Source organism: Pseudomonas sp. G.S.17 (assembly GCF_038096165.1).
In the GTDB taxonomy this organism is placed as follows: Bacteria; Pseudomonadota; Gammaproteobacteria; order Pseudomonadales; family Pseudomonadaceae; genus Aquipseudomonas.
Map to the genome: position 1 here is coordinate 1,994,680 of NZ_CP151076.1, position 24,246 is coordinate 2,018,925.

Here is a 24,246-nt window from a genome sequence, read left to right on the forward strand (position 1 = left end):
ATCTCAGTCGTTCATGCGCTGAAAGTGCGCCTGCATACGTTCAGCATCGGCGGGTTGGCCGCTGAACAGTTCGAAGGCTTTCACTGCCTGGAAAACCGCCATGGTGCCGCCATCCAGCGTCTGGCAGCCCAGCGCACGTGCGTGACGGAGCAGTTCGGTTTCCAGCGGGAAATAGATGATTTCCGCCACCCACAGCCCGGCATGCAGCAGTTCCGGTGGCAGCGGAGTGCCGGGCAATTTAGTCATGCCCACCGGAGTGGTGTTGACCACGCCATCAGCGCTGGCCATCGCGCCGGGTAAATCCCGCCCGACCTGCGCCCGTGGCGTGCCGAAGTGGGCGTTGAGGTTGTCCACCAGGCTTTGCGCCCGCGCCGGATCGACTTCGAAAATGCTCAACTGCTCGACGCCCTCGGCCAGCAGCGCATGAGCCACGGCGGCTCCAGCGCCGCCGGCACCCAGTTGCACCACACGCTGGCGCGGCACATCCGGCAGGCCTCGGCGAAAGCCTTCGGCAAAGCCCAGGCAGTCAGTGTTGTGGCCGATGCGCTTGCCGTCCTTGAACACCACGGTATTTACCGCACCAATGCCCAAGGCCTCGCTGGACAGTTCGTCCAGCAGCGGAATCACCGCCTGTTTGCAGGGGAACGTGATGTTCAACCCGGTAAAGCTCATGCGCTGGGCCGCTTGCAGCAAATCCGGCAGGGCGCTGCTGTCGAGCTTGAGCGCATCGATGTCGATCAGCCGGTACAGATAGCGCATGCCCTGGGCATCGCCTTCGTGCTCGTGCAAGGCCGGCGTGCGCGAAGCCTGAATGCCCGCGCCGATCAGCCCGGCAAGGATCGAAGGGGTTTTGAATGAGGTCATGGCGATAGGCTCTCGATTCTTGTTATGAGTGCGTTCAAGCAAAGTGAACGCTGTTTTCACAAAATGTACCAGATGGTTAATTTTGCGAAAGAGCCTACATCAAAGCCGGGCGATAATCCGTGCGGTTATCGCCCTTGTCTTGTGGACTGATTCTGTGGGAGCGAGCTTGCTCGCGAATCAGGCTACGCAGCAATCAACTGCCGCAGCACGTAATGCAAAATCCCCCCAGCCTTGAAGTACTCGACTTCGTTCAGGGTATCGATGCGACACAACACATCGAGGTTTTCCTGGCTGCCATCTTCACGGGTGATCTGCAGGGTCAGGTCCATGCCGGGGTGCAGGTTGGCGTGGGTCAGGCCGCTGATGTTCAGGGTTTCCTTGCCGTTGAGGTTGAGGGTCTTGCGGCTCTGGCCATTTTTGAATTGCAGCGGCAATACGCCCATGCCCACCAGATTGGAGCGATGGATGCGTTCGAAACTCTCGGCAATCACTGCTTTGACGCCCAGCAGGTTGGTGCCTTTGGCCGCCCAGTCGCGACTCGATCCTGTGCCGTATTCCTGACCGGCGATCACCACCAGCGGCGTGCCTTCAGCCTGATAGCGCATGGCCGCGTCGTAGATGGACAACTTCTCGTCAGTGGGAACGTGCAGGGTGTAACCGCCTTCCTCGCCGCCGAGCATCTCGTTGCGGATGCGGATGTTGGCAAAGGTGCCGCGCATCATCACCTGATGATTACCGCGTCGCGAGCCATAGGAATTGAAGTCTCGCGGCTCGACGCCTTGCTGGCGCAGGTAACGCCCGGCCGGGCTGTCGGCCTTGATATTGCCAGCGGGGGAGATGTGGTCGGTAGTGACCGAATCGCCGAGCATGGCCAGCACTCGCGCGCCCTTGACGTCTTCGATCACTGGCAAAGGGCCGCCGATGTCATCAAAGAATGGCGGGTGCTGAATATAGGTGGAATCCTCCTGCCACACATAAGTCGCGGCCTGCGGCACCTCGATTGCCTGCCACTGTTCATCGCCCGCGAACACTTCGGCGTACTCCTTGTGAAACATCCCGGTGTTGACCTGCTCGACCGCTGCGGCGATTTCCTTCTGGGTCGGCCAGATATCCCGTAAGTACACCGGTTGGCCGTCGGAACCTTCGCCCAGTGGCTCGCTGCTGATGTCGATACGCACGCTGCCAGCCAGGGCATAAGCAACGACCAAAGGCGGGGAGGCCAGCCAGTTGGTCTTGACCAGCGGATGCACCCGGCCTTCAAAGTTGCGGTTGCCGGACAGCACCGACGCCACGGTGAGGTCCGATTGCTGAATGGCTTTTTCGATGGGTTCCGGCAGCGGGCCGGAGTTGCCGATACAGGTGGTGCAGCCATAGCCCACCAGATCAAAGCCCAATGCGTCCAGATACTGGGTTAGCCCGGCCGCCTTGTAGTAATCCGTCACCACTTTGGAGCCTGGCGCCAGAGAGGTTTTCACCCATGGTTTGGTCTTCAGACCTTTTTCCACGGCCTTTTTCGCCACCAGCCCGGCCGCCATCATCACGCTCGGATTCGAGGTGTTGGTGCAGGAGGTGATCGCGGCGATGACTACCGCGCCGTTTTTCAGCCGGTATTTATGGCCTTCGTATTCATAGTCGGCTTCACCGCTGACCTGATCGGCATTGCCCACCGCGACACCGCCGCCGCCTTCGCTTTCCAGGCGGCCTTCTTCCTTGTGGGTCGGCTTGAATTGCAGGCCGAGAAAGTCGGTGAACGCCTGGGCGACACCCGGCAAAGCCACCCGATCCTGCGGACGTTTTGGCCCGGCGAGGCTGGCTTCGACACTGCTCATGTCCAGCTCCAGGCTGTCAGTGAACAGCGGTTCCTGACCGGACACGCGCCACAGGCCCTGAGCTTTGCAATAGGCTTCCACCAGTTGCACGGTTTCGTCCGGACGTCCGGACAGACGCAGGTAGTCCAGGGTGATGTCGTCCACCGGGAAGAAACCACAGGTCGCGCCGTATTCCGGGGCCATGTTGGCGATGGTGGCGCGGTCGGCCAATGGCAAATCAGCCAGGCCGTCGCCATAGAACTCGACAAATTTGCCCACAACGCCTTTCTTGCGCAGCATTTGCGTCACCGTCAGCACCAGATCGGTGGCGGTGATGCCTTCCTTGAGCTTGCCGTTGAGTTTGAAACCGATCACTTCCGGAATCAGCATCGACACCGGCTGGCCGAGCATTGCGGCCTCGGCTTCGATCCCGCCCACGCCCCAGCCCAACACGCCGAGGCCGTTGATCATGGTGGTGTGGGAATCGGTGCCGACCAGCGTGTCCGGGAAGGCGTACGTGCGGCCGTCTTCGTCTTTGGTCCAGACCGTGCGGCCCAGGTATTCCAGGTTGACCTGGTGACAGATGCCGGTGCCGGGCGGCACCACGCTGAAGTTGTCAAAGGCGCTCTGGCCCCAACGCAGGAAGGCGTAACGTTCGCCGTTGCGCTGCATCTCGATGTCGACGTTCTGCCCAAAGGCGCTGGCGTCGCCGAACTTGTCGACCATTACCGAGTGGTCGATGACCAGATCCACCGGGGACAGCGGATTGATGCGCTGCGGATCGCCGCCCGCCTTGGCAACCGCCGCGCGCATGGCGGCCAGATCGACAACTGCCGGGACGCCGGTGAAGTCCTGCATTAATACCCGCGCCGGGCGGTACTGGATTTCCCGGTCGGAACGTCGTTCGCCCAGCCAGGCCGCAAGACCCGTGAGGTCCGCGCCGGTAACGGTCTTGCCGTCCTCCCAGCGCAGCAGGTTTTCCAGCAGCACTTTAAGGGACATGGGCAGCTTGTTCAGGTCGCCGAGGGTTTTGGCAGCCTCGGGCAGGCTGAAGTAATGGTAGGTCTTGTTGGCAACTTCGAGGGTCTTGAGGCTTTTCAGGCTATCGAGGGAGGGCATGAAATTACTCCTTACGCGTCCGCACGGTCACGGACTTGACGATTGGCATCTGCTGCAGGCTTGCGTCTGCTCGGTTGAGCCGGTTGTGACGCCGTCTGCAATCTTGACGGGTGTAGTACTGGACCTGTGGGCCGCGCCAGTGGTTCCTGATTCAGCTATCATGCGCCGCTTTCGCGTCCATGAGGTTAACCCTCATGTATAGCTGGTCCAGGCTCGTTGCCGGGGCGACGCAGCGGTCAAGTGTCTGATCGCTGCCCAGGAGATACCCATGAACACCCTTTTTATGCACTGCCGGCCCGGTTTCGAGGGCGAAGTCTGCTCGGAAATCGCCGAGCATGCGACGCGCCTGAATGTGTCCGGTTACGCCAAGGCCAAGCCCAACGCGGCCTGCGCCGAGTTCATCTGCACTGAAGACGATGGCGCAGAACGCCTGATGAATGGTCAGCGTTTCGCAAAGTTGATCTTCCCTCGGCAGTGGGCGCGGGGGGTGTTCCTTGATTTGCCGGAAACCGACCGCATCAGCGTGATCCTGTCGCACATGGCGGATTTTGCGACCTGCGGCAGCCTGTGGCTGGAAGTGGTCGACACCAATGATGGCAAGGAGCTTTCCAATTTCTGCCGCAAATTTGAAGCGCCACTGCGCAAGGCCTTGACCGAGGCCGGCAAACTGGTGGATGACCCGCGCAAACCGCGCCTGCTGCTGACCTTCAAGAGCGGCCGCGAAGTGTTTCTCGGCGTGGCCGAGTCGAATAATTCGGCGATGTGGCCCATGGGTATTCCGCGCCTGAAATTCCCCCGGGAAGCGCCTAGCCGCTCGACCTTGAAGCTGGAAGAAGCCTGGCACCACTTCATCCCCCGCGATCAGTGGGACGAGCGCCTGTCCGGCGACATGACCGGCGTCGATCTCGGCGCCGCGCCGGGCGGCTGGACCTATCAACTGGTGCGCCGGGGCATGCTGGTCACCGCCATCGATAACGGTCCGATGGCGGAAAGCCTCATGGACACCGGGCTGGTGCAGCATTTGATGGCCGATGGTTTTACCTTCAAGCCGCGTCATCCGGTGGACTGGATGGTGTGCGATATCGTCGAAAAGCCTGCGCGCAATGCCGCGTTGCTGGAAACCTGGATCGGCGAAGGGCTGTGCCGCGAAGCAGTGGTCAACCTCAAGCTGCCGATGAAGCAGCGCTACGCTGAAGTGCGGCGCCTGTTACAGCGCATTGAAGACGGGTTTGAGGCACGCGGCATCCGCGTCGAGGTCGGCTGCAAGCAGCTGTACCACGATCGCGAAGAAGTGACTTGCCATTTGCGTCGGCTGGATGGCAAGCGCAAGGGCTGAAGATCTTCCTGGGCAAACCCGACGCCTTCCCGGACAAGTCCGGTCCTGCTGAGTCAACACAACCCGGTAGGAGGGGACTTGTCCCCGAAGAAGTCGGTGCAAACGCTGGAGATCTTCCTCGGCAGACCCGACGTCTTCCCGGACAAGTCCGGTCCTACCGAGTCAACACGACCCGGTAGGAGGGGACTTGTCCCCGAAGAGGCTGGTGCAAACACTGAAGATCTTCCTCGGCAAACCTGACGCCTTCCCGGACAAGTCCGGTCCTACCGAGTCAACACGACCCGGTAGGAGGGGACTTGTCCCCGAAGAGGCTGGTGCAAACACTGAAGATCTTCCTCGTCAGACCTGACACCTTCCCGGACAAGTCCGGTCCTACCGAATCAACACAACCCGGTAGGAGGGGACTTGTCCCCGAAGACGGCGGTGCAGCGCTGAAGATCTTCCTGGGCAAACCCGGCTTGCGTCGGCACAGGCTTGGTACAGTGGAATGCAGGGGGGCTTTTAAGCGACAATGCCCACCAGCTTCTGGAGCCCTTTATGCCTGAATCATCTGCAACCCTTCCCGTTGACGCCATTCTCGATGCCAGCGGCCTCAACTGCCCTGAACCGGTGATGATGCTGCACCAGAAAGTGCGCGACTTGCCCGCAGGCGGCTTGCTCAAGGTGATTGCCACCGATCCGTCGACCCGCCGCGATATCCCCAAGTTCTGTGTTTTTCTCGATCACGAACTGGTCGATCAACAGGCTGAAGACGGCACTTTTTTGTACTGGATTCGCAAAAAAGCCGACTGAGTTTTCCGGCCCGCTGATTTGTTTGCTGGCCCATCAGAACGATCAGCGCCTACACTGCCGCGGTCTTCCGGGGAGTACACCATGCGAATTGTTGCTGACGAAAATATTCCGCTGCTTGATGCTTTTTTCGCCCATTTCGGTGAAATTCAGCGTTTCCCGGGCCGTTCCATTGACCGCGCAGCGGTCGCCGACGCCGACATCCTGTTGGTGCGCTCGGTGACGCCGGTCACTCGCGAACTGCTGGAGGGCAGCCCGGTGCGTTTCGTCGGCACCTGCACGATTGGCACCGACCACCTGGATCTGGATTACTTCCGGGAGGCGGGCATTCAGTGGTCCAGCGCACCGGGCTGCAATGCTCGCGGCGTGGTGGATTACGTACTCGGCAGCCTGTTGACCCTGGCGGAAATAGAAGGCGTTGACCTCAACCAGCGCACCCATGGCGTCGTGGGCGCGGGTCAGGTGGGCGGGCGTCTGGTTAACGTCTTGAAAGGGCTGGGCTGGAACGTGCTGGTCTGCGACCCGCTTCGGCAAGCCAGCGAAGGTGGCGATTTTGTCAGCCTCGATGAAATCGTCCAGCGCTGCGATGTCATCAGCCTGCACACCCCGCTGGACAAGACCGGCGAGCACCCGACCTGGCACTTGTTCGATCATCCACGGTTGCTGCAGTTGCAACAGGGTTGCTGGCTGATCAACGCCGCACGTGGACCGGTGGTCGACAACGATGCGTTGTACGACGTGTTGCTGGAGCGCGAAGATCTGCAAGCCGTACTGGATGTCTGGGAAGGCGAACCCCGCGTGAACGCGGCGCTTGCCGACCTGTGCGTCATCGCCACGCCGCACATTGCCGGTTACAGCCTGGATGGTCGACAACGCGGCACCGCGCAGATTTATCAAGCGTTGTGCGGGTTTCTCCAACAACCGGCGCCGATCAGCCTCGATGACCTGCTGCCCAAGCCGTGGCTGGCGCAAGTCACGTTAGATGAACAGACCGACCCGACCTGGGCGTTGAATACGCTGTGCCGGGGCGTTTACGACCCACGCCGGGACGACGCCGATTTCCGCCGCAGCCTGGTGGGGCCGGTCAGCCAGCCGCTCGCCTTCGATGCCCTGCGCAAAAACTATCCGCCGCGTCGTGAAATCGACAGCCTGCTGGTGCGCATCAATGGCCAGTCCGAAGCGCTGGAGCAGTTGGTGCAGGCGCTGGGTGCAAGCAAGATCCTGTAGGAGCGTTCCGAGGTTACGACGGCCGCGATGGCGGTGTGTCAGTCAAATGCTATCGTTGTCTCGCGTTGCTCGTGGGCTCCCACCAGGCTCACTCCTGACAAAGAAGCTCAAACGTCAGACAGAAAAAACCCGACGTGAAGTCGGGTTCTAAAATTTGGTACTGCTCAATCTTGTTTTTCAGGTTTGACCCAGTTTTTGTCGCATTCCTGACACGCGGCCTGAACCATTTCTTCAGTAATCAGGATTTCGCGTCCGTCCTTGTCGAGCACTGCGCCGCCGACGTGCAGGTCGGGATTGGCTCGAACCACCGGGACTTGATTGCTGCTTTCGTGCAAGCTCATGGCCTGTCTCCTTCATCAGGTGTTGCGCCTAAAACTACTCGCGCCAGATGACTGCGCTGTGACATCCCTCAGCTCTTCCGACGCGTGCTTACTCCACCAGAATCGGCAGAAAACCGCCAGCCCGGGCTTAGATCAATGCTCTCTAGGGCCCCGACCAAGCGGTCATAACTCACTGACCGGGCTTTATCACTGGAAGTTCATTGGCCCCGCCGTACGGTAAGCCGAGCCACACGGCCCTTCACGGGTGTAGGCTCTGTGCCTTCAGCCTTTATGCAGGTCCATTTTTCATGGCTTCGTTGCTTTCCAGCCGTCAGCGTCAGGCGATTCGTCTGGCTTCGCAGTTTGTCGCGCCGTATCGCTGGCAGGCCCTGGGTGCCCTGTTGGCGTTGATTGTCACCGCCGGCATCACCTTGTCCATGGGCCAGGGCATCAAGTTGATGGTCGATCAAGGCTTCATGACCCGTTCGCCGCATCTGCTCAATCAGTCGATCAGCTTGTTCATGCTGTTGATCCTGGGCCTGGCGGTCGGCACCTTTGCGCGCTTCTATCTGGTGTCGTGGATTGGCGAACGAGTGGTGGCGGATCTGCGCAAGCGGGTTTTCGATCACTTGATCAACCTGCATCCGGGCTTTTACGAGAACAATCGCAGCTCGGAGATTCAGTCGCGGCTGACTGCAGATACGACGCTGCTGCAATCGGTGATCGGTTCGTCGCTGTCGATGTTTCTGCGCAATGCCTTGATGGTGATCGGCGGCATCATTCTGCTGTTCATCACCAATCCGAAGCTCACCAGCATCGTGGTAGTGGCCTTGCCCTTGGTGGTGGCGCCGATCCTGATCTTTGGCCGTCGAGTGCGCGCCTTGTCCCGGGAAAGCCAGGATCGTGTCGCCGATGTCGGCAGCTACGTGTCCGAGGCGTTGGGACAGATCAAGACGGTTCAGGCCTACAACCATCAACAACAGGACAAGCAACGCTTTGCGCGCACCGCTGAAGACGCTTTCGAGACCGCTCGCAAGCGCATCTTGCAGCGCTCATGGCTAATCACGCTGGTGATTGTCCTGGTCCTGGGCGCCGTGGCGGTGATGCTCTGGGTGGGCGGGATGGACGTGATCGAAGGCACGATTTCCAGCGGCGAGCTGGCGGCTTTTGTGTTCTATAGCCTGATCGTCGGCAGCGCCTTCGGTACGTTGAGCGAAGTGATCGGCGAGCTGCAGCGGGCCGCAGGCGCTGCCGAGCGCATTTCCGAGCTGCTTCAGGCCAAAAGCGAAATCACCCCGCCAACCAACGATTTGCTGCGTCTGCCTGAGCGGGTGAGTGGACGGCTGGAACTGGAAAATATCAGCTTCGCGTATCCGTCGCGTCCCGAACGCAACGCCGTGGATGGCATGACCTTGAGCATTGAAGCCGGTGAAACCCTGGCACTGGTCGGGCCTTCGGGGGCGGGCAAGTCGACGCTGTTCGATCTGCTGTTGCGCTTCTACGATCCCCAGCAAGGTCGGATTCTGCTGGAAGGTGTGCCCATCGCGCAGCTTGATCCATTGGACCTGCGCCGCTGCTTTGCCCTGGTCTCCCAGACGCCGGCGCTGTTCTTCGGCAGCGTCGAGGACAACATCCGCTACGGCAATCCCGGCGCCAGCAGCGAGCAGATCGAGGCCGCCGCGCGTATCGCCCATGCCCATGAATTCATCATGCAGATGCCCGATGGCTATCAGACTCATCTGGGTGACGGTGGGTTGGGCTTGTCTGGTGGGCAGCGTCAACGCCTGGCGATTGCCCGTGCCTTGTTGGTGGATGCGCCGATTCTGCTGCTGGATGAGGCGACCAGCGCACTGGATGCCCAGAGTGAGCATTTGATCCAGGAAGCGCTGCCGAGCCTGATGAAAGGCCGCACCACGCTGGTGATCGCGCATCGGCTGGCCACGGTGCAGAACGCTGACCGGATTGCGGTCATTGATCAGGGCCGGTTAGTGGCGGTGGGCACCCATCAGCAATTGATCGTCAGCAACCCGTTGTACGCGAGGTTGGCAGCGTTGCAGTTCAATGCGCGGATGGAAGAGGTGGTGTAAATGATCTGTAGGACCGGCTTCAGCCGGGAGGACGTGCTCCCGGCTGAAGCCGGTCCTACCGATTATGCGCAGACGCGGGCTTAGCGATACTCACACAGGTAAGCAGTATCAACCGCTACCTTGAGCTGGAACTTGCTGTTGGCCGGCACGTTGAACTGGCTGCCGGTGGCGAAATCTTCCCAGTCGGTGCTGTCCGGGAGTTTGACGCTCAGCTTGCCGGAGATGACGTGCATGATTTCCCGTTGTGCTGTGCCGAATTCGTATTCGCCTGCCGCCATAACGCCGATGGTGGCCTGACCTTCAGCCTGGCTGAAGGCGATGGATTTGACGGTGCCGTCGAAGTACTCGTTGACTTTGAACATGGCGATTCCTCGAAAAGGGCTGTTAAAAAGGGCCGGCCAGTATGCCCAACGCATAAAACGCCGTCACCCGCTTTAAGCGTTGCATTGCATTCAATTGGGCAGAATCAGTGGCAGAAGACGGGCGGTATTGCGCGCATCCACCAAGGCCCGATGCTGTTGCCCACTGAACTGCATGCCTGCCAGTTGCAGTGCGCCATTGAGGCCCAGCGGGCGTTGTAATTGACGCGCCTGGGCGAAGCGTTGTCGCAGATTGACGTGGGGCAAAGAGCTCAGGACGCTGGTCAACCCCTGCTGACGCCATTCCTGCTCGAACTGTTGGCGATCGTAATCGCCCCAGCTGGCCCAGCCGACGATTTGCGCCTGATGATGACTCAGCCAGCGTTCGAACAGCGGCCAGACCGCCGTGAGCGGCGCGGCGCTGTCGATGTTGCTTTGACTGATATGGGTCAGTTCCCGACAGAAATTGGTCAGCAGTGGGCGGCGCACCGGTCGAGCGAAGCGTTCGAAGTGATCCAGTTCGCGTCCATCCTGATTGACCAGGGTGGCTCCGATTTCAATGATTTCCATTTCTGCCACTGGCCATCCGCCTTCATCCGTGGTGGCCTCCAGATCTATCACCAACCAGTGCGGCATGTGCGGCTCCTTTCCATCAAATCGACTTGGTCTGGAGTGGAGGGTAGTCACATTAGCCGTGTTACGTCCAATCAGGCCTGAAACGGCGCGACTTCCAGCAACACTTGTCGCCCCTTGACCTGATCGCCGCGAGTTACCTGAACCTGACGGATGACGCCGGCGATCCCGGCCTTGAGCGGCTGCTCCATTTTCATCGCTTCGAGCACCACCAGCAGCTGACCCTGGCTGACCGTCGCGCCCTCGCTGACCAATACCTCGACAATCGAGCCGTCCATGGGGGCCCTGACGGTTCCGGAACCGGCGAGTGCCGTACCGGTGAGGGTGTCATGGGTGCGATCAACGAAATGCAACGCACCGGATTCGCAGTGCAACCACAGATTCTTGCCCTGCAAGTGGCAGGCATAGCGGCGTCGAACCCCGTCGATTTCCACATGGGCCGAACGTCCGTCGGCTTCCAGGACCTGAATGCTGTGGACGCTGTCGGCGATGCTCAGGTCCAGGCGCGCGCCATTGCGGATCAGATGCACTTCCATGACCCGCTCGTCGTGGCCCAGCAGGTAACGGCGTTGCTCCGGCCCCGTATTGCTCCAGCCTGCGGGTTTTGACGGGTGGGCGCCGGCCGAACCCTGATAGAACAGGGCCGTGGCGAGGGCCAGCTGCGAGGCCTTGGCAATCTGCGGCAACAGGCTCGCGTCGTCGCGCAGGTGCTGGCCGATGAAACCGGTGCCGACCCGTGCGTCGACGAAAGCCTGATGCTTCAGCACACCGGCCAACAGCCGCTGATTGGTCTGCACGCCCAGCAACACGCTGCTTTGCACGGCGCGCAGGAGTTTGCGCCGCGCCTCTTCGCGGGTTGCGCCGTAAGCGATGATCTTGCCCAGCAGCGGATCGTAGAACGGGCTGATGGCCTGATCTTCCAGCAAGCCGTGATCGACCCGCACGCCATCGAACAGCAGCGGCTGCCAGCGCAACACTCGACCGGTCTGCGGCAGGAAACCTCGCGCCGGGTCTTCGGCGTACAGCCGCGCCTCGATGGCGTGACCGTTCAGCTGAATCTGCTCCTGACGCAAAGGCAGGGTTTCTCCAGCCGCCACTTTTATCTGCCAAGCCACCAGGTCCTGGCCGGTGATCATTTCGGTGACTGGATGCTCGACCTGCAGGCGGGTGTTCATTTCCAGAAAGTAGAATTGACCGTCCTGGGTCAGCAAAAACTCCACAGTGCCGGCGCCCTGATAGTTCACCGTTCGGGCCGCCGTCAAGGCAGCGCGGCCCATGGCTTCGCGCAGCTGCGGGTCGACGGCGGGGCTGGGCGCCTCTTCAATGACTTTACGGTGGCGGCGCTGCACCGAGCAATCGCGCTCGCCGAGAAAGACCAGGTTGCCGTGGCTGTCGCCGAAAACCTGCACCTCGACATGCCGGGGGTCAATCAGCGCCTGCTCCAGAATCAGCTCCGCCGAACCGAACGCGTTCTGCGCCTCGGCACGCGCGGTGTTGAGCCGCTCCAGCAGCTGATCGTCATGTTCCACCAGGCGCATGCCTCGCCCGTCACCTCCGGCGCTGGCCTTGATCAGCACGGGATAGCCGATCCGCCGCGCTTCGCGGCTCAGGGTCTGATCGTCCTGCTCGACGCCCTGATAACCGGCGACGCACTGCACACCGGCAGCAATCATGGCCAATTTTGACAAACGCTTGCTGCCCATCAGTTCGATGGCTTCGGCGCTGGGACCTATGAACACCACGCCGGCGGTTTCGCAGGCGCGGGCGAATTCGGCGCTTTCCGAGAGAAAGCCGTAACCGGGGTGAATGGCGTTGGCTCCGGTGCGTTGCGCGGCATCGAGAATTACCTCGATATTTAAATACGACTGCTGCACCGTTGGCGCCCCGATGCACACCGCTTCGTCGGCCATTTGCACATGCCGGGCGTCGCTGTCGGCGGCACTGAAGACCGCCACCGTTCGATACCCCAGATCGCGTGCGGTACTGATGATGCGGCAGGCAATTTCTCCCCGATTGGCAATGAGGATCTTGTCGAAGACGGGAATCTTGCGGCCCCGTGATTCGTGTTCTGGAGTGACGTGCATTTTTTATTGTTCTCCTCGTCCCGGCTGGCGTTGAACCGTTGCCGTCCTGTCACTAATCGCCGGTCCCGTCAGAGCGACCGGGGGGTGTTCCAGCTTGCCCGCGAATGGGTATTGGACCGGCTTTAGCCGGGAGAAAGTCTCTCGCGGCTAAAGCCGCTCCAACGTGACCCTCGCGAACCAGTTCGCTCTCATTGCGTTTCGCGCAACACCTTGCACAGTAGCAGTGCAGTGATTTCCCGCACGACGCGCAGACCGTCGGCGGCGTCTTTGGCCAGCTATTGGCGTAAGCGTCTGGTCTGATGCTTGCCTGGCGCGGAGCGCAACTTGGATTTCCCAAGCTGGCGCAATGGTCGCTGGAGGGGTATTGATGAATGAACAAAAGCCCCCGGTTGTTAACCGACGGAGCATTGGCGGTGATTTCCAGGGAGGTTTCGGTACAAAACCCTGTGAATTCATTCTTTTGGGCAATTGTTTAAACTTCGCAAAACGCCTAATTTAGCTCCTTTGTATTATCACTCTGGGGTGCGCAGTCTTGATGTATGTGTCTGTGCGAGAGGTTTGGCGGGCAGTTTTGATGGCCGCAGCGGCCGCGTTGTCCATGCAGGCCGCCGCCGAGCAAGTTGTGCGAATTGGTGCCGCGCATTTTCCGCCTTATACCATTCGCCCGGAAAAGGGCGAAGACACCGGGCTGCTGCCGGAACTGGCCGCTGCTCTGAATGCTGCGCAACACGACTATAAGTTCGTCCTGGTACCGACCTCGATCCCGCGCCGCTTTCGGGATCTGGAGCAAGGCCGTATTGACATGGCGATTTTCGAGAACCCCGATTGGGGCTGGGAGCGCATCGCTCACCAGGCTGTCGACATGAAGCTGGAAGATGCCGAGATTTTCGTGGCACGCAAGGCGGAGGGGCGAGATCAGACGTATTTCAACGATTTTGACGGCAAGCGCTTGGCCCTGTTCAGCGGGTACCACTACGCATTTGCGCAGTTCAATGCTGATCCGGCTTATTTGGCGAAAAATTTCAACGCAACTTTGACGTACTCCCACGACAGCAACCTGTTGATGGTGCTGCGCGGACGTACCGATATTGCGCTGGTAACCCGCTCATATTTGAGCGACTTTCTCGCGCGCAACCCAAACGAGGCCCGACAGCTACTGGTTTCAGAGCGTATCGATCAGGTTTATCGGCATTATGCTTTGCTGCGTCCGGCTGCACCGATTACGGCTGTACGGTTTGACCAGTTATTGGCAAATTTGCGCGATAGTGGCCAGATGTTGAAGATTTTCCAGCCGTATCGCATTGCGGTTACGTCGCCGCTGACCGAGTCTTCGGTGGCCGGCAAGCAAAACCTTGAAGCGCCGTAGGCTGTAACAATCGGCTTAATACAAGAGGGCGATGCGGGTCAGGCATCGCCCCGGGGTATTCAGCGATCCTTGGCCTCCTTGGCATCCATCTCGGCATTGCGCTCATGGACGCGTTTGAGTTGTTCGTCGGTCAGCGGCAGTTTTTTTGCCGAGTCGCGCAGCATCATCAGCCCCCCGACGATCGAGCCGATTGCAACTACCAGAATTAACCAGGCATACCAGGGCATAGTGCTCTCCTTGTTGTGATACCGGTTTGAGCCGTGTCGCCGCTCAATGGTTCAAGTCTAGCCCCATCCCCCTTTGGTTGCTGCTGTTTGCAATACCGCGCCGGTCCAGGGTGTGTTCATCGGCGAATGGTCTGCGCACGCCGGATCGATTACCCGTCCGGGGACGGGTTCGGCTACAATGCGCGCCGATTTCGACTTACCAGAGAACCCGCTCATGTCCGCCTGCCAGACTCCTGTCATCGTCGCCCTGGATTTCCCGACCCGTGAGGCCGCCTTGAAGCTGGCCGACCAGCTCGACCCCAAGCTGTGCCGGGTCAAGGTCGGCAAGGAGCTGTTCACCAGCTGTGCGTCGGACATCGTCGAAACCCTGCGCGACAAGGGCTTCGAAGTATTCCTGGACCTGAAATTCCATGACATCCCCAACACCACGGCGATGGCGGTCAAGGCCGCGGCGGAAATGGGCGTGTGGATGGTCAATGTGCATTGTTCGGGCGGTTTGCGCATGATGGCGGCTTGTCGCGAAGTCCTGGATCAGCGCAGCGGTCCTAAACCGTTGCTGATCGGCGTGACCGTGTTGACCAGCATGGAACGTGAAGATCTGGCCGGCATCGGTCTGGACGTCGATCCGCAGGTGCAGGTTTTGCGTCTGGCGGCGTTGGCGGAAAAGGCCGGCATGGACGGCTTGGTTTGCTCGGCGCTGGAAGCCCGGGCGCTGAAGGCTGCGCACCCGACGCTGCAACTGGTGACACCGGGGATTCGCCCAAGCGGCAGCGCCCAGGACGACCAGCGCCGCATCCTCACCCCGCGTCAGGCGCTGGACGCAGGTTCCGATTACCTCGTGATCGGTCGCCCGATCAGCCAGGCCGCCGATCCGGCCAAAGCGCTGGCGGCGGTGGTGGCCGAGCTGAATTTGCCGGGCTGAAGAATGACCGGTGGGAGCGAGCTTGCTCGCGAAGAGGACGCTGTAGTCGACTCATATTTACGGATTGGTCCATAGCCTTCGCGAGCAAGCTCGCTCCCACTTGTGTGGATCAGACCTTCAACACCAACTTCCCGAAATTCTCGCCCTTGAACAGCTTGAGCAGGGTTTCCGGGAAGGTTTCCAGGCCTTCGACGATATCTTCCCGGCTCTTGAGTTTGCCCTGAGCCATCCAGCCGGCCATTTCCTGACCTGCTGCGGCGAAGCGGTCGGCGTAGTCCATCACCACAAAACCTTCCATGCGCGCCCGGTTGACCAGCAGCGACAGATAATTGCTTGGGCCTTTCACCGGTGACGTGTTGTTGTACTGGCTGATCGCGCCGCAAATCACCACCCGGGCTTTGGGCGCCAAGCGGCTGAGCACCACGTCAAGGATGTCGCCGCCAACGTTATCGAAATACACATCTACCCCGTTCGGGCACTCGCGTTTCAGTCCCGCCAGGACGTCTTCGTTCTTGTAGTCGATAGCGCCGTCGAAACCCAGCTCTTCCACCAGCGACTGGCATTTTTTCTTTCCGCCGGCAATGCCCACTACGCGGCAGCCCTTGATCTTCGCAATCTGTCCCGCGACGCTGCCAACTGCACCCGCCGCACCGGAAATCACCACGGTATCGCCGCTTTGCGGTGCGCCGACATCCAGTAAAGCGAAGTACGCGGTCATGCCGGTCATGCCCAGCGCTGAAAGGTATCTCGGCAGCGGCGCCAGTTTCGGATCGACCTTGTAGAAACCTTTCGGTTCGCCGAGGAAGTAATCCTGAACGCCCAACGCGCCCTGGACGAAATCGCCGACCGCGAACTTGTCGTTCTCTGAGGCGACGACTTCGCCCACGCCCAGGGCGCGCATGACATCGCCCAACCCCACCGGCGCAATGTATGACTTGCCCTCGTTCATCCAGCCACGCATGGCCGGGTCCAACGACAAATACTGGTTCTTGACCAGAATCTGCCCGGTCGAAACCTCGCCGACCGGCACTTCCTGATAGGTGAAATCTTCCCGGCTGACTGTGCCGACGGGGCGTTTGGCGAGCAGGAATTGACGATTGGTCTGGGCGGTCATGGGAGGTCCTCGCAAAGGGGTAAAAGGGCAGGGCAGCAAAAGATCATTGAAGTCGCTGCCCGAGGTTGAGGCAAGCAAAGGCCGTTCAGCGAATGCACGCCGATCCAGCAAGATGATGAAGCGAGGTCATTTGTATCACTGCAATTCATGCTCTCCCAACCGAGCGCTTGATAGTGCTGACGGAGCAGGCTGCCCAGTGACTAGACTCAATGCTCTTCTCGATTCATCACAACAATAAGGACAATCCCGATGAGCATGACGTTTTCCGGTCAGGTGGCGCTGGTGACAGGCGCCGCAGCAGGCATTGGCCGCGCCACCGCCCTGGCGTTCGCCGCGCAAGGGCTGAAGGTGGTGGTGGCGGATCTGGACAGCAATGGTGGCGAACGGACCGCGCAGCTGATCCACGAAGCTGGCGGCGAAGCACTGTTCGTGCGCTGCAACGTCACTCAGGAAAGCGAAGTGCGGCAGTTGATGGAGCGTGCCGTGGAGGTCTACGGTCGGGTCGATTACGCCTTCAACAATGCCGGGATCGAAATCGAAAAAGGCCGCTTGCCCGAAGGCAGCGAGGCCGAGTTTGACGCGATCATGGGCGTCAACGTCAAAGGCGTCTGGTTGTGCATGAAATATCAATTGCCGCTGATGCTCGCCCAGGGCGGCGGGGCCATCGTCAACACGGCTTCGGTGGCGGGCCTGGGCGCGGCGCCGAAAATGAGCATCTACAGCGCGTCGAAACACGCAGTGATCGGCCTGACCAAATCCGCTGCCATCGAATTTGCTAAGAAGAAAATCCGCGTCAACGCGGTTTGCCCTGCGGTCATCGACACCGACATGTTCCGCCGCGCCTGGGAGTCCAATCCGAAGAAGGGCGAATTCGCCGCCACCATGCATCCGGTCGGCCGCATCGGCAAAGTCGAAGAAATCGCCACTGCGGTGCTTTACCTGTGCTGCGACGGCGCCGCTTTCACCACCGGCCAGGCGCTGGCGGTGGATGGCGGGGTGACGGCGATGTGAAGCATCCTTATTACATTCCAAATACTATCCTCGTGGGAGCGAGCTTGCTCGCGAAGCAATCTCAGGCGGTGAATCTCTGCCGGGTCGACTAATCCTTCGCGAGCAAGCTCGCTCCCACAGTGTGACCTTGCTGCCAAACACCTCATCGCTCCCTCGGTAAATCGTTACCTGCCTTACAGTCCTCCACCGCTTTGGATTTCAATCAGCTAAGCTCGGCTTGTTTCAGGCGCATCGGTGTAACTGCGCCTGATTTCCGGTTTTTCTGGAGCGCGTCGATGGATTTCCCGTGGTTGGCTTTTCCGCTGGTCAGCGCCTCGCTGATCCTGGTTATCGACCTGACATTCTGGCAGTGGCTGGATCAGCGCTGGTTGCGCTGGAAGATGGTGGTGCGGCTGGGATTGTTCCTGCTGTTCAGCATGTGTTTGATCAAGGCCGGGCTGAGTCCTTTGATTACGGTGCCGACCGAGCTGCCAGTATCGCGTCACGTACTGGCAACCATGTTGTCCATCGCCTGGTGGCTGTTTGGCGCGCGAACCTTGACGATCCTCATCAGCGTGCTGCTGGCGCCGCGCATTGGCGGCAAAGGCCATCTGCTGCAAGACGTACTGGGCGCGATCATCTTTCTTTTTGCCGCGGTGGCAGCTGCGGCTTATGTGCTCGATCTGCCAGTCAAAGGCCTGCTGGCAACTTCCGGCGCCGTGGCGATCATTCTCGGCCTGGCGGTTCAGAGCACGTTGAGCGATGTGTTCTCCGGCATCGTGCTCAATGCCACCAAACCGTTTCGCGTCGATGACTGGATTCGTGTCGACGACATTGAAGGCAAGGTCATCGAGATTGACTGGCGTTCGACCCACTTGCTGACCTCCGAAGGCAGCATGGCGGTCATTCCCAATGCCATGGCCGCCAAGACGCGGATCGTCAATTTCAGTCGCCCGGATCATTTTCACGCGGTGACCCTGAGCATCGAACTCTCCGTGCGCCTGCGGCCCAGTCTGGTGCTGGACGCCATCGGCAAGGCGTTGCAGGGTTGTCGGGAATTGCTCGTGCAGCCGGCGTCCAGCGCGGTGGTGGTCAGGTCCGGGCTGCGCAGCGTCGAATATGAAGTCACCGGCTACGTTCAGTCCCGGGATCGTCGTTCTGCGGTACGTAACCAGTTGCATGACTTGATCTACCGCCAGCTGGCCGCCAGCGAAACGCGCCAGGATCAGGTGCGCCCCGCGACCCGCGTTTCGGCAGTGCTCAACACGGTCGGTGCGTTGCGCATGTTGAGCAACGCCGATCTGGCCGAGCTTGAGCGCAACATGCGCCTCAATGCCTTCCAGAGCCATGAAGTGATTCTGGCGGCGGGCGTCGTCCCGGAGGCGCTGTATATCATCGAATCCGGGATTGTTTCGGTGTCCATCGAGCGTCCCGAGGGCTGGGTCGAAGTCGGGCGCATGGGCCCCGGCGAACTGATGGGCGAAACCGGGTTTGTCGATCAATCGCCGGCTGTGGGACGTTTCTGCGCGCTGACCGATTGCATGGTGTACCGCATCGCGCTGGCGGACCTGGAGCCCTGGCTCAAGGATCATCCCGAGTTGCGCGGCGCGCTGGCCGGGCTGGCACGTTTCCGGGCCAAGGCCCGCGCGGCGATGCTCACCAACAAGCCGACGGCGCCCGATCCCAATGGCTTTCTCAAATGGCTGCGCAAGGGTGTCACGCGCTTCCAGGCACCGCGTGAGCCGCGCAAGACCGACAAACTCAGTTAACGTGTCGGTAATTAGTTATGTAGATCAACCGTCAGGAGTGCTCTACATTACCTTGGCTTGCAACATAGCCCCTTTCACTTCAAGCCTGAGTCAGTTGAATGCCTTCCATCTGCTTGCCGACGCTCCATCCCCAAGCACTGCGCCCTGGCGATGCGGTGGCGCTGGTATCGCCAGCCGGTCCCGTGGCCACTGAAAAAATCGAATCAGCCGTGCAGGTATTGCAGGGCTGGGGTTTACGCCCGCGGGTTTATCCCCACGCGCTGGATCAATACTCGTTCTACGCCGGCCGCGATGAAGATCGCGCGGGCGACCTGAATGATGCGCTGGCCGACCCTGAAATCCGTGGCGTTATCTGCAATCGTGGCGGCTATGGCGTACAGCGCATCATTCAGCGTCTGGATTTTGAGGCGGTGCGCCGCGATCCGAAGCTGTTGGTGGGTTTTTCCGATATTACCGCGTTGCATGCGGCACTCTGGACCGAGGCCCGGCTGGCAACTGTTCACGGGCCGGTGGCGACCCAGCTTGAGCGCGGCGGTGTGTTCACCAGTGGCACGCGTCACACCGTGATGAGCACCGAGCCGGTTCTAGTGGAGGCCAACGCAGACGAACCCACTTTCAATGTCCGTATCAAGGGGCGTGCCTCGGGAATATTGCTCGGCGGGAACCTGAGCATGCTCAGTACCTGTGTCGGCACCCCGTTCATGCCCGACCTGACCGGCGCCATTCTGCTGCTCGAAGATGTGGGGGAGGCGAGCTACCGGATTGATCGCATGCTCACCCATTTGCTCAACTGTGGAATCCTGCAACGTCTGGCCGGTATCGCCGTGGGCCAGTTCAGTCTTCCGGGCAACGGGCTGAGTGCAGTATCAGCGTCCGAGGTATTGACTGAGCGTCTGGGCAACCTGGGTATTCCGGTCCTGGGTGGTCTATCCATCGGGCATGGCACCAGCAATATCGCAGTGCCGTTGGGCACCGAAGCCACGCTGGATGCCGACGCGGGCACGCTGCTGGTGGCCGCCGCCGCCCGGTAGTTTTCAGTCGCACCGGATCAGTACAGCGTTGCCTCTTACGGGTACGAATCCGGGCGTTTTTTCGAGAATTGTTGATGGCTGGGCGCAGCGGATTTTTGCGCGCCGACTCAGACCGTCCTGAAAGCGACTTCAGCGTAGCTTTTTGCCATTATTCCGTCGGCAAAGACTTGTATCTGCCGTGAGCCATTGCGAATCTGCACGATTATTGAATGGCCTGCTTAAAGGCCAGAGTGCCCAAGGTATTCACAGGGGAGGCGACGCTATGATTTCGGCCGTGCAAGCACGATTCGCTAATCTGGGGATGGCGAAAAAACTGGGCGTGGGTTTCACGCTGGTTCTGCTATTGACCGTTCTGGTGGCAGCCATCGGCGTCTGGTCGTTGAAAAACATCAGCGTGCAGTTCGACGGACTGAAACAGATGTCTGCGTTGAACAGCGGCGTGCTCAAAGTGAGGCTGCTGGAGCAGGATTATGCGTTGCGCAGCGACCCGAAAATCGTTGAAGCGCTGCATGCTGGCGTTGAAAACCTCAATATTCTTGCTGAAAACCTCAAAGGCCAGTCTCCCGCCAACCAGCAAATCATGACTCAGGTCCAGCAAGGCCTGGCCGCTTACCGCAAATCCTTCGATGAATTCGTCAGCCTCAGTCAGAGCAAGGATCTGGCGCTGGAAATGGCCAGCTGGTCGGTCTCCAGCGTCGCCAACAACCTCGATGTGCTGCAGGCCGGGCTGGCCGATGACGGTGCGTATGGCCTGAAAGATTCACAAGGCCAGCAAGGTGGTGAGTTCATCGAGCAGGCCAATCAGGTCAGTCAGGTTTCCAAACTGATGATGCAGGCGATGGACGAAGCGCGGGTGCGCCTGGACAAGAGCCGCAAGACCGGTTCAGGCGAGGAAGCCAAAACCGGCAAGATCGAGCAGGCCGATCAGGCGCAGGCCCTGGCGGAAGAGCTGAAGGGCGTGATCAAGGACTCGGGTTATCTCACCGTGCTGGGGGAAGTCAGCACGCACATCGTCAATTTCACCGATAAGCTCAACGAATACACTGGATTGCTGGCCAGCGAAGCGCAGGTCTCCAAGCAATTGGCAGCCAATGCCCGGCAGGTCGTGGACCAGGTCAATCAAGCCTACGCCGCTGAAGACGTCTCCATGCAGGCGCAAATCAAGACCAATTCCATGCAGATCATCGGCTCGTCGATCATCGCCTTGTTCGTGGGGCTGATAGCGTCCTGGCTGATTACCCGGCTGATTGTCGGGCCGCTGCGCACGGTCATCGCCTTCGCGCAGCGCATTGCCGCCGGCGACTTGAGCGCCAGTGTTGCGGTCAAGCGTCGCGATGAAATTGGCCAACTGATGCTCGCCATGCAACAGATGGGCGCAGGCCTGAGCGGCATCGTCAGTGGCCTGCAAGCAGGTATCGAACAGTTGGCCAGCTCGGCTCATTCCCTGTCGGCGGTGACAGAACAGACCAATCGGGAAGTCAGCAGCCAGCAGCAGGAAACCGAGCAAGTGGCGACTGCCATGAACCAGATGACTGCGACCGTCCACGATGTGGCGCGCAATGCCGAAGAGGCGGCACTGGCCGCGCAGACCGCCGACAACAAGGTCGACAGCGGCCAGAGCGTCGTGCGCCAGAGTCTGCAACGTATCGAGCAACTGGCCACGTCCGCGACATCGGCGAGCGACAGCATCGAAAGCCTCAGCGCGGAAATTCAGAACATCGGGACCGTGCTCGGCGTGATCAAAAGCGTTGCCGAGCAGACCAACCTGCTGGCCTTGAACGCAGCAATCGAAGCCGCACGGGCGGGTGAGCAGGGTCGAGGCTTTGCGGTTGTCGCTGATGAGGTTCGGGCACTGGCCAAGCGTACTCAGCAATCGACAGAAGAAATCGAACGTCTGGTGGGCAGCTTGCAGAATGGAGCACAAGCTTCCGTGACACAAATTCGCAGCAGCGCAGAACTGGTCAAGCTGGCAGTCAGCGATGTCCTGCAAACCGAAAGCGCGCTGGGCAGCATCGCCGCGGCGGTGTCGATGATCCAGCAGATGAATCAGCAGATCGCTGCGGCTGCCGAAGAGCAGACGTCAGTGGCCGAAGAAATCAACCGCAGCGTCACCAGCATCCGCGCCAGCGCCGATCAGTCGGCCTTGGCGATGCGCGGCAATGCGGCCTCAAGTATCGAGCTGGCGTCGCTGGGCATGGAATTGAAGGGGATGGTGGGGCATTTCAAATTGTAGGATTTCCGTACACGGGAATTTTTGTAGGACCGGATTTATCCGGGAGGGCGTTAGCGCGTATTCACAAGAATTCTTTGTCCACGCTGGCCCTTTCCCGAATGAATTCGGTCCTGCAGTCTTTGCAGACAAAACCGTCCTTTAACCCCGCCGCCCATTCAGAATCAACAACGTCAAGACCCCCGCAACAATCCCCCAGAACGCCGAGCCGATGGAAAACAGCGTCAGGCCCGATGCCGTGACCATGAAGGTGATGAGCGCTGCTTCGCGTTCCTTGGGTTCGTTCATTGCCACGGTCAGGCCGTTGATGATCGAGCCAAACAGCGCCAGGGCCGCGATGGACAGCACCAGTTCCTTGGGAAATGCCGCAAACAGGGCCGCAAGGGTTGCGCCGAAAATTCCGGCGATGCCGTAGAAAATCCCGCACCAGACCGCTGCGGTATAACGCTTGTCCCGATCTTCATGGGCATGAGGGCCGGTGCAGATTGCCGCGCTGATCGCCGCAAGATTGATCCCGTGGGAGCCGAACGGCGCGAGGATCAGGGAGGCAATGCCGGTGGCGGAAATCAGCGGCGAGGCGGGCACCTGATAACCGTCGGCGCGCAGCACGGCGATACCCGGCATGTTCTGCGAGGTCATGGCGACCACAAACAACGGAATACCGATGCTGATCGTCGCGGCCAGGGAGAATTCAGGCGTGGTCCAGACCGGCAGGGCGACTTCCAGGGCAAACCCGCTGAAATCCAGCAAGCCGAGCACACCGGCCAGCGCGACGCCCACCAGCAGCGCGCCCAGCACGGCGTAGCGCGGCGAAAGGCGTTTGACGATCAGGTAAGTAAAGAACATGCCCAGCACCAGCGCTGTGCGGTGCTGAGCGGCGACGAAAATCTCGCTGCCGATCTTGAACAGGATTCCGGCCAGCAATGCCGCAGCCAGGGATGCCGGCAAGCGTCTGACCAGCCGTTCGAAGCTGCCGGTCAAACCGCAGATCATCACCAGCACCGCGCAGGTGATAAAGGCGCCAATCGCTTCAGGGTAGGCAACGCCGCCCAGGCTGGTCACCAGCAATGCCGCGCCGGGCGTCGACCAGGCGACAGTGATCGGTGTGCGGTAACGCAGGGACAGGCCGATGCTGCACACCGCCATGCCCATGAACAGTGCCCAGATCCATGAGGAAATCTGCGCCGTGGTCAAGCCCGCCGCCTGACCAGCCTGGAACATCAAGACCAGCGAGCTGGTGCAGCCGGTCATCATGGCGATAAACCCGGCAACAATGGCTGACGCGGAAGAGTCCGCCAGCGGGCGTAACGGGGCTTGTGTGGTATCAGTCATCGGACATTCCTTGCGCGAAATCAGGCGCTAAGCCTAAACGTAGTCGTTACAAGGCATTGCGATACAGCCAGCTGCACAAACGCAAGTACAGTTAGCTTAAACATAGCAAAAGTGAAGCGTTGTACGGGTGAGCTGAAAACCGCTCATACAGCGCTCATGAAATCGGTTCTTCGTGTCCCTCGACAGGTTTTGCCAGGCTTTGTCGGGTTTGCCCCAGCGCCTGGTTTACTGCCAGCCAACCGTCCACTGCTTCCTGGCCCGCGTCGCGAAACACCCGTTGTAAAAGCTTGACCTGTTCGCGGCGTAGCGCCTGTTCAAACTTTATGCCTTCGGGAGTCAGTGCCAACAAACGCTTGCGTTTGTCGCTATCCGGCGCGGCGCTTTGCACCAGATCCATGGCAACCAGCTGGCGCAAAGGCGCATTCAGCGCTTGCTTGCTGACGCCCAGCACACTCAGCAACTCCGTCACGCTCAAGCCGGGGTAGCGCGCGATAAAAAATACGATGCGTTGATGCACCCGGCTGCAGCCGCGCCGCTCCAGCATTTCATCCGCCTTGGCAGTGAAGGCCTGATAGCCGAAGAAAAAAGCTTCCATGGCGACTTGCTGCGTGGCGGGATTTTTAAGGTCAAGCATATTGA

20 protein-coding genes are annotated in these 24,246 nt (G+C 60.1%); 10 read left to right on the forward strand and 10 right to left on the reverse strand.

Annotation, left to right across the window (positions count from 1 at the left end):
* Positions 1 to 3 precede the first annotated feature (3 nt).
* Positions 4 to 864: a shikimate dehydrogenase gene (locus AABC73_RS09140; RefSeq protein WP_341523304.1), complete on the reverse strand. Its 861-nt coding sequence runs from the start codon at positions 862 to 864 to the stop codon at positions 4 to 6.
* Between the two features lie 182 nt (positions 865 to 1,046).
* Complete coding sequence (acnA, locus tag AABC73_RS09145) at positions 1,047 to 3,791, reverse strand: aconitate hydratase AcnA (RefSeq protein ID WP_341523305.1); 2,745 nt, start codon at positions 3,789 to 3,791, stop codon at positions 1,047 to 1,049.
* 268 nt (positions 3,792 to 4,059) lie between these two features.
* On the opposite strand from acnA, the gene rlmM reads away from it, so the two are divergent.
* The 3 genes from rlmM to pdxB all read left to right on the forward strand — a co-directional run bounded on the left by rlmM (position 4,060) and on the right by pdxB (position 7,143).
* A complete protein-coding gene (rlmM, locus tag AABC73_RS09150) occupies positions 4,060 to 5,127 on the forward strand; it encodes a 23S rRNA (cytidine(2498)-2'-O)-methyltransferase RlmM (RefSeq protein ID WP_341523306.1) in 1,068 nt (355 codons plus the stop codon).
* 537 nt (positions 5,128 to 5,664) lie between these two features.
* Positions 5,665 to 5,919 carry a sulfurtransferase TusA gene (tusA, locus tag AABC73_RS09155; protein ID WP_341523307.1) on the forward strand — a complete coding sequence of 85 codons (255 nt, stop codon included), beginning with the start codon at positions 5,665 to 5,667 and terminating at the stop codon, positions 5,917 to 5,919.
* Between the two features lie 81 nt (positions 5,920 to 6,000).
* Positions 6,001 to 7,143 (forward strand): 4-phosphoerythronate dehydrogenase PdxB, encoded by a 1,143-nt coding sequence (gene pdxB, locus AABC73_RS09160; protein WP_341523308.1) that lies wholly within the window; start codon positions 6,001 to 6,003, stop codon positions 7,141 to 7,143.
* Positions 7,144 to 7,307: 164 nt separating this feature from the next.
* Here pdxB and AABC73_RS09165 read toward each other — a convergent pair whose 3' ends face one another.
* A complete protein-coding gene (locus AABC73_RS09165; protein WP_065836308.1) occupies positions 7,308 to 7,484 on the reverse strand; it encodes a PA1571 family protein in 177 nt (58 codons plus the stop codon).
* Positions 7,485 to 7,771: 287 nt separating this feature from the next.
* On the opposite strand from AABC73_RS09165, the gene AABC73_RS09170 reads away from it, so the two are divergent.
* Positions 7,772 to 9,550 (forward strand): ABC transporter transmembrane domain-containing protein, encoded by a 1,779-nt coding sequence (locus AABC73_RS09170; RefSeq protein WP_341523309.1) that lies wholly within the window; start codon positions 7,772 to 7,774, stop codon positions 9,548 to 9,550.
* Between the two features lie 80 nt (positions 9,551 to 9,630).
* Here the strand turns inward: AABC73_RS09170 and AABC73_RS09175 are convergent, their stop codons facing one another.
* The 3 genes from AABC73_RS09175 to AABC73_RS09185 all read right to left on the reverse strand — a co-directional run bounded on the left by AABC73_RS09175 (position 9,631) and on the right by AABC73_RS09185 (position 12,587).
* The gene (locus AABC73_RS09175; RefSeq protein ID WP_065836306.1) at positions 9,631 to 9,912 is read right to left on the reverse strand and encodes a pyrimidine/purine nucleoside phosphorylase; all 282 of its coding nucleotides are present in this window, start codon (positions 9,910 to 9,912) and stop codon (positions 9,631 to 9,633) included.
* A gap of 90 nt (positions 9,913 to 10,002) precedes the next feature.
* Positions 10,003 to 10,545 carry an exonuclease domain-containing protein gene (locus AABC73_RS09180; RefSeq protein WP_341523310.1) on the reverse strand — a complete coding sequence of 181 codons (543 nt, stop codon included), beginning with the start codon at positions 10,543 to 10,545 and terminating at the stop codon, positions 10,003 to 10,005.
* A 71-nt stretch (positions 10,546 to 10,616) separates the two neighbouring features.
* Complete coding sequence (locus tag AABC73_RS09185) at positions 10,617 to 12,587, reverse strand: acetyl/propionyl/methylcrotonyl-CoA carboxylase subunit alpha (protein WP_341524198.1); 1,971 nt, start codon at positions 12,585 to 12,587, stop codon at positions 10,617 to 10,619.
* Positions 12,588 to 13,200: 613 nt separating this feature from the next.
* Between AABC73_RS09185 and AABC73_RS09190 the strand changes: the two genes are divergently transcribed.
* Positions 13,201 to 13,992 (forward strand): transporter substrate-binding domain-containing protein, encoded by a 792-nt coding sequence (locus tag AABC73_RS09190; RefSeq protein WP_341523311.1) that lies wholly within the window; start codon positions 13,201 to 13,203, stop codon positions 13,990 to 13,992.
* 59 nt (positions 13,993 to 14,051) lie between these two features.
* On the opposite strand, the gene AABC73_RS09195 is transcribed toward AABC73_RS09190, so the two are convergent.
* Positions 14,052 to 14,219, reverse strand: a complete 168-nt coding sequence (locus tag AABC73_RS09195; protein WP_020292869.1) for a DUF2897 family protein — start codon at positions 14,217 to 14,219, stop codon at positions 14,052 to 14,054.
* Positions 14,220 to 14,433: 214 nt separating this feature from the next.
* On the opposite strand from AABC73_RS09195, the gene pyrF reads away from it, so the two are divergent.
* Positions 14,434 to 15,141, forward strand: coding sequence for an orotidine-5'-phosphate decarboxylase (gene pyrF / locus AABC73_RS09200; RefSeq protein WP_341523312.1), 708 nt, complete (start codon positions 14,434 to 14,436; stop codon positions 15,139 to 15,141).
* Positions 15,142 to 15,250: 109 nt separating this feature from the next.
* Here the strand turns inward: pyrF and AABC73_RS09205 are convergent, their stop codons facing one another.
* Positions 15,251 to 16,255, reverse strand: a complete 1,005-nt coding sequence (locus tag AABC73_RS09205) for an NADP-dependent oxidoreductase (protein ID WP_341523313.1) — start codon at positions 16,253 to 16,255, stop codon at positions 15,251 to 15,253.
* 249 nt (positions 16,256 to 16,504) lie between these two features.
* Here AABC73_RS09205 and AABC73_RS09210 point away from each other — a divergent pair, with 249 nt between their 5' ends.
* The 4 genes from AABC73_RS09210 to AABC73_RS09225 all read left to right on the forward strand — a co-directional run bounded on the left by AABC73_RS09210 (position 16,505) and on the right by AABC73_RS09225 (position 22,278).
* The gene (locus AABC73_RS09210) at positions 16,505 to 17,266 is read left to right on the forward strand and encodes an SDR family oxidoreductase (RefSeq protein WP_341523314.1); all 762 of its coding nucleotides are present in this window, start codon (positions 16,505 to 16,507) and stop codon (positions 17,264 to 17,266) included.
* Positions 17,267 to 17,541: 275 nt separating this feature from the next.
* Positions 17,542 to 19,014: a mechanosensitive ion channel family protein gene (locus AABC73_RS09215; protein ID WP_341523315.1), complete on the forward strand. Its 1,473-nt coding sequence runs from the start codon at positions 17,542 to 17,544 to the stop codon at positions 19,012 to 19,014.
* Positions 19,015 to 19,112: 98 nt separating this feature from the next.
* Positions 19,113 to 20,045, forward strand: coding sequence for an LD-carboxypeptidase (locus AABC73_RS09220; RefSeq protein ID WP_341523316.1), 933 nt, complete (start codon positions 19,113 to 19,115; stop codon positions 20,043 to 20,045).
* A 262-nt stretch (positions 20,046 to 20,307) separates the two neighbouring features.
* Positions 20,308 to 22,278, forward strand: a complete 1,971-nt coding sequence (locus AABC73_RS09225) for a methyl-accepting chemotaxis protein (protein ID WP_341523317.1) — start codon at positions 20,308 to 20,310, stop codon at positions 22,276 to 22,278.
* 138 nt (positions 22,279 to 22,416) lie between these two features.
* On the opposite strand, the gene AABC73_RS09230 is transcribed toward AABC73_RS09225, so the two are convergent.
* Together AABC73_RS09230 and AABC73_RS09235 are read right to left on the reverse strand one after the other, a co-directional pair.
* Positions 22,417 to 23,607: a benzoate/H(+) symporter BenE family transporter gene (locus AABC73_RS09230; RefSeq protein WP_341523318.1), complete on the reverse strand. Its 1,191-nt coding sequence runs from the start codon at positions 23,605 to 23,607 to the stop codon at positions 22,417 to 22,419.
* A 154-nt stretch (positions 23,608 to 23,761) separates the two neighbouring features.
* On the reverse strand, positions 23,762 to 24,241 hold the full coding sequence (locus tag AABC73_RS09235) for a MarR family transcriptional regulator (protein WP_341523319.1): 480 nt from the start codon (positions 24,239 to 24,241) through the stop codon (positions 23,762 to 23,764).
* Positions 24,242 to 24,246: the final 5 nt, after the last annotated feature.

Coding starts and splice junctions, on each gene's coding strand:
- rlmM (WP_341523306.1), top strand. CDS start 4,060: ATGAACACCCTTTTTATGCACTGCCGGCCCGGTTTCGAGGGCGAAGTC.
- AABC73_RS09220 (WP_341523316.1), top strand. CDS start 19,113: ATGCCTTCCATCTGCTTGCCGACGCTCCATCCCCAAGCACTGCGCCCT.
- AABC73_RS09165 (WP_065836308.1), bottom strand. CDS start 7,484: ATGAGCTTGCACGAAAGCAGCAATCAAGTCCCGGTGGTTCGAGCCAAT.
- AABC73_RS09175 (WP_065836306.1), bottom strand. CDS start 9,912: ATGTTCAAAGTCAACGAGTACTTCGACGGCACCGTCAAATCCATCGCC.
- pyrF (WP_341523312.1), top strand. CDS start 14,434: ATGTCCGCCTGCCAGACTCCTGTCATCGTCGCCCTGGATTTCCCGACC.
- AABC73_RS09195 (WP_020292869.1), bottom strand. CDS start 14,219: ATGCCCTGGTATGCCTGGTTAATTCTGGTAGTTGCAATCGGCTCGATC.
- AABC73_RS09215 (WP_341523315.1), top strand. CDS start 17,542: ATGGATTTCCCGTGGTTGGCTTTTCCGCTGGTCAGCGCCTCGCTGATC.
- AABC73_RS09225 (WP_341523317.1), top strand. CDS start 20,308: ATGATTTCGGCCGTGCAAGCACGATTCGCTAATCTGGGGATGGCGAAA.
- acnA (WP_341523305.1), bottom strand. CDS start 3,791: ATGCCCTCCCTCGATAGCCTGAAAAGCCTCAAGACCCTCGAAGTTGCC.
- AABC73_RS09190 (WP_341523311.1), top strand. CDS start 13,201: ATGGCCGCAGCGGCCGCGTTGTCCATGCAGGCCGCCGCCGAGCAAGTT.
- AABC73_RS09180 (WP_341523310.1), bottom strand. CDS start 10,545: ATGCCGCACTGGTTGGTGATAGATCTGGAGGCCACCACGGATGAAGGC.
- AABC73_RS09170 (WP_341523309.1), top strand. CDS start 7,772: ATGGCTTCGTTGCTTTCCAGCCGTCAGCGTCAGGCGATTCGTCTGGCT.
- pdxB (WP_341523308.1), top strand. CDS start 6,001: ATGCGAATTGTTGCTGACGAAAATATTCCGCTGCTTGATGCTTTTTTC.
- tusA (WP_341523307.1), top strand. CDS start 5,665: ATGCCTGAATCATCTGCAACCCTTCCCGTTGACGCCATTCTCGATGCC.
- AABC73_RS09210 (WP_341523314.1), top strand. CDS start 16,505: ATGAGCATGACGTTTTCCGGTCAGGTGGCGCTGGTGACAGGCGCCGCA.
- AABC73_RS09235 (WP_341523319.1), bottom strand. CDS start 24,241: ATGCTTGACCTTAAAAATCCCGCCACGCAGCAAGTCGCCATGGAAGCT.
- AABC73_RS09205 (WP_341523313.1), bottom strand. CDS start 16,255: ATGACCGCCCAGACCAATCGTCAATTCCTGCTCGCCAAACGCCCCGTC.
- AABC73_RS09140 (WP_341523304.1), bottom strand. CDS start 864: ATGACCTCATTCAAAACCCCTTCGATCCTTGCCGGGCTGATCGGCGCG.
- AABC73_RS09230 (WP_341523318.1), bottom strand. CDS start 23,607: ATGACTGATACCACACAAGCCCCGTTACGCCCGCTGGCGGACTCTTCC.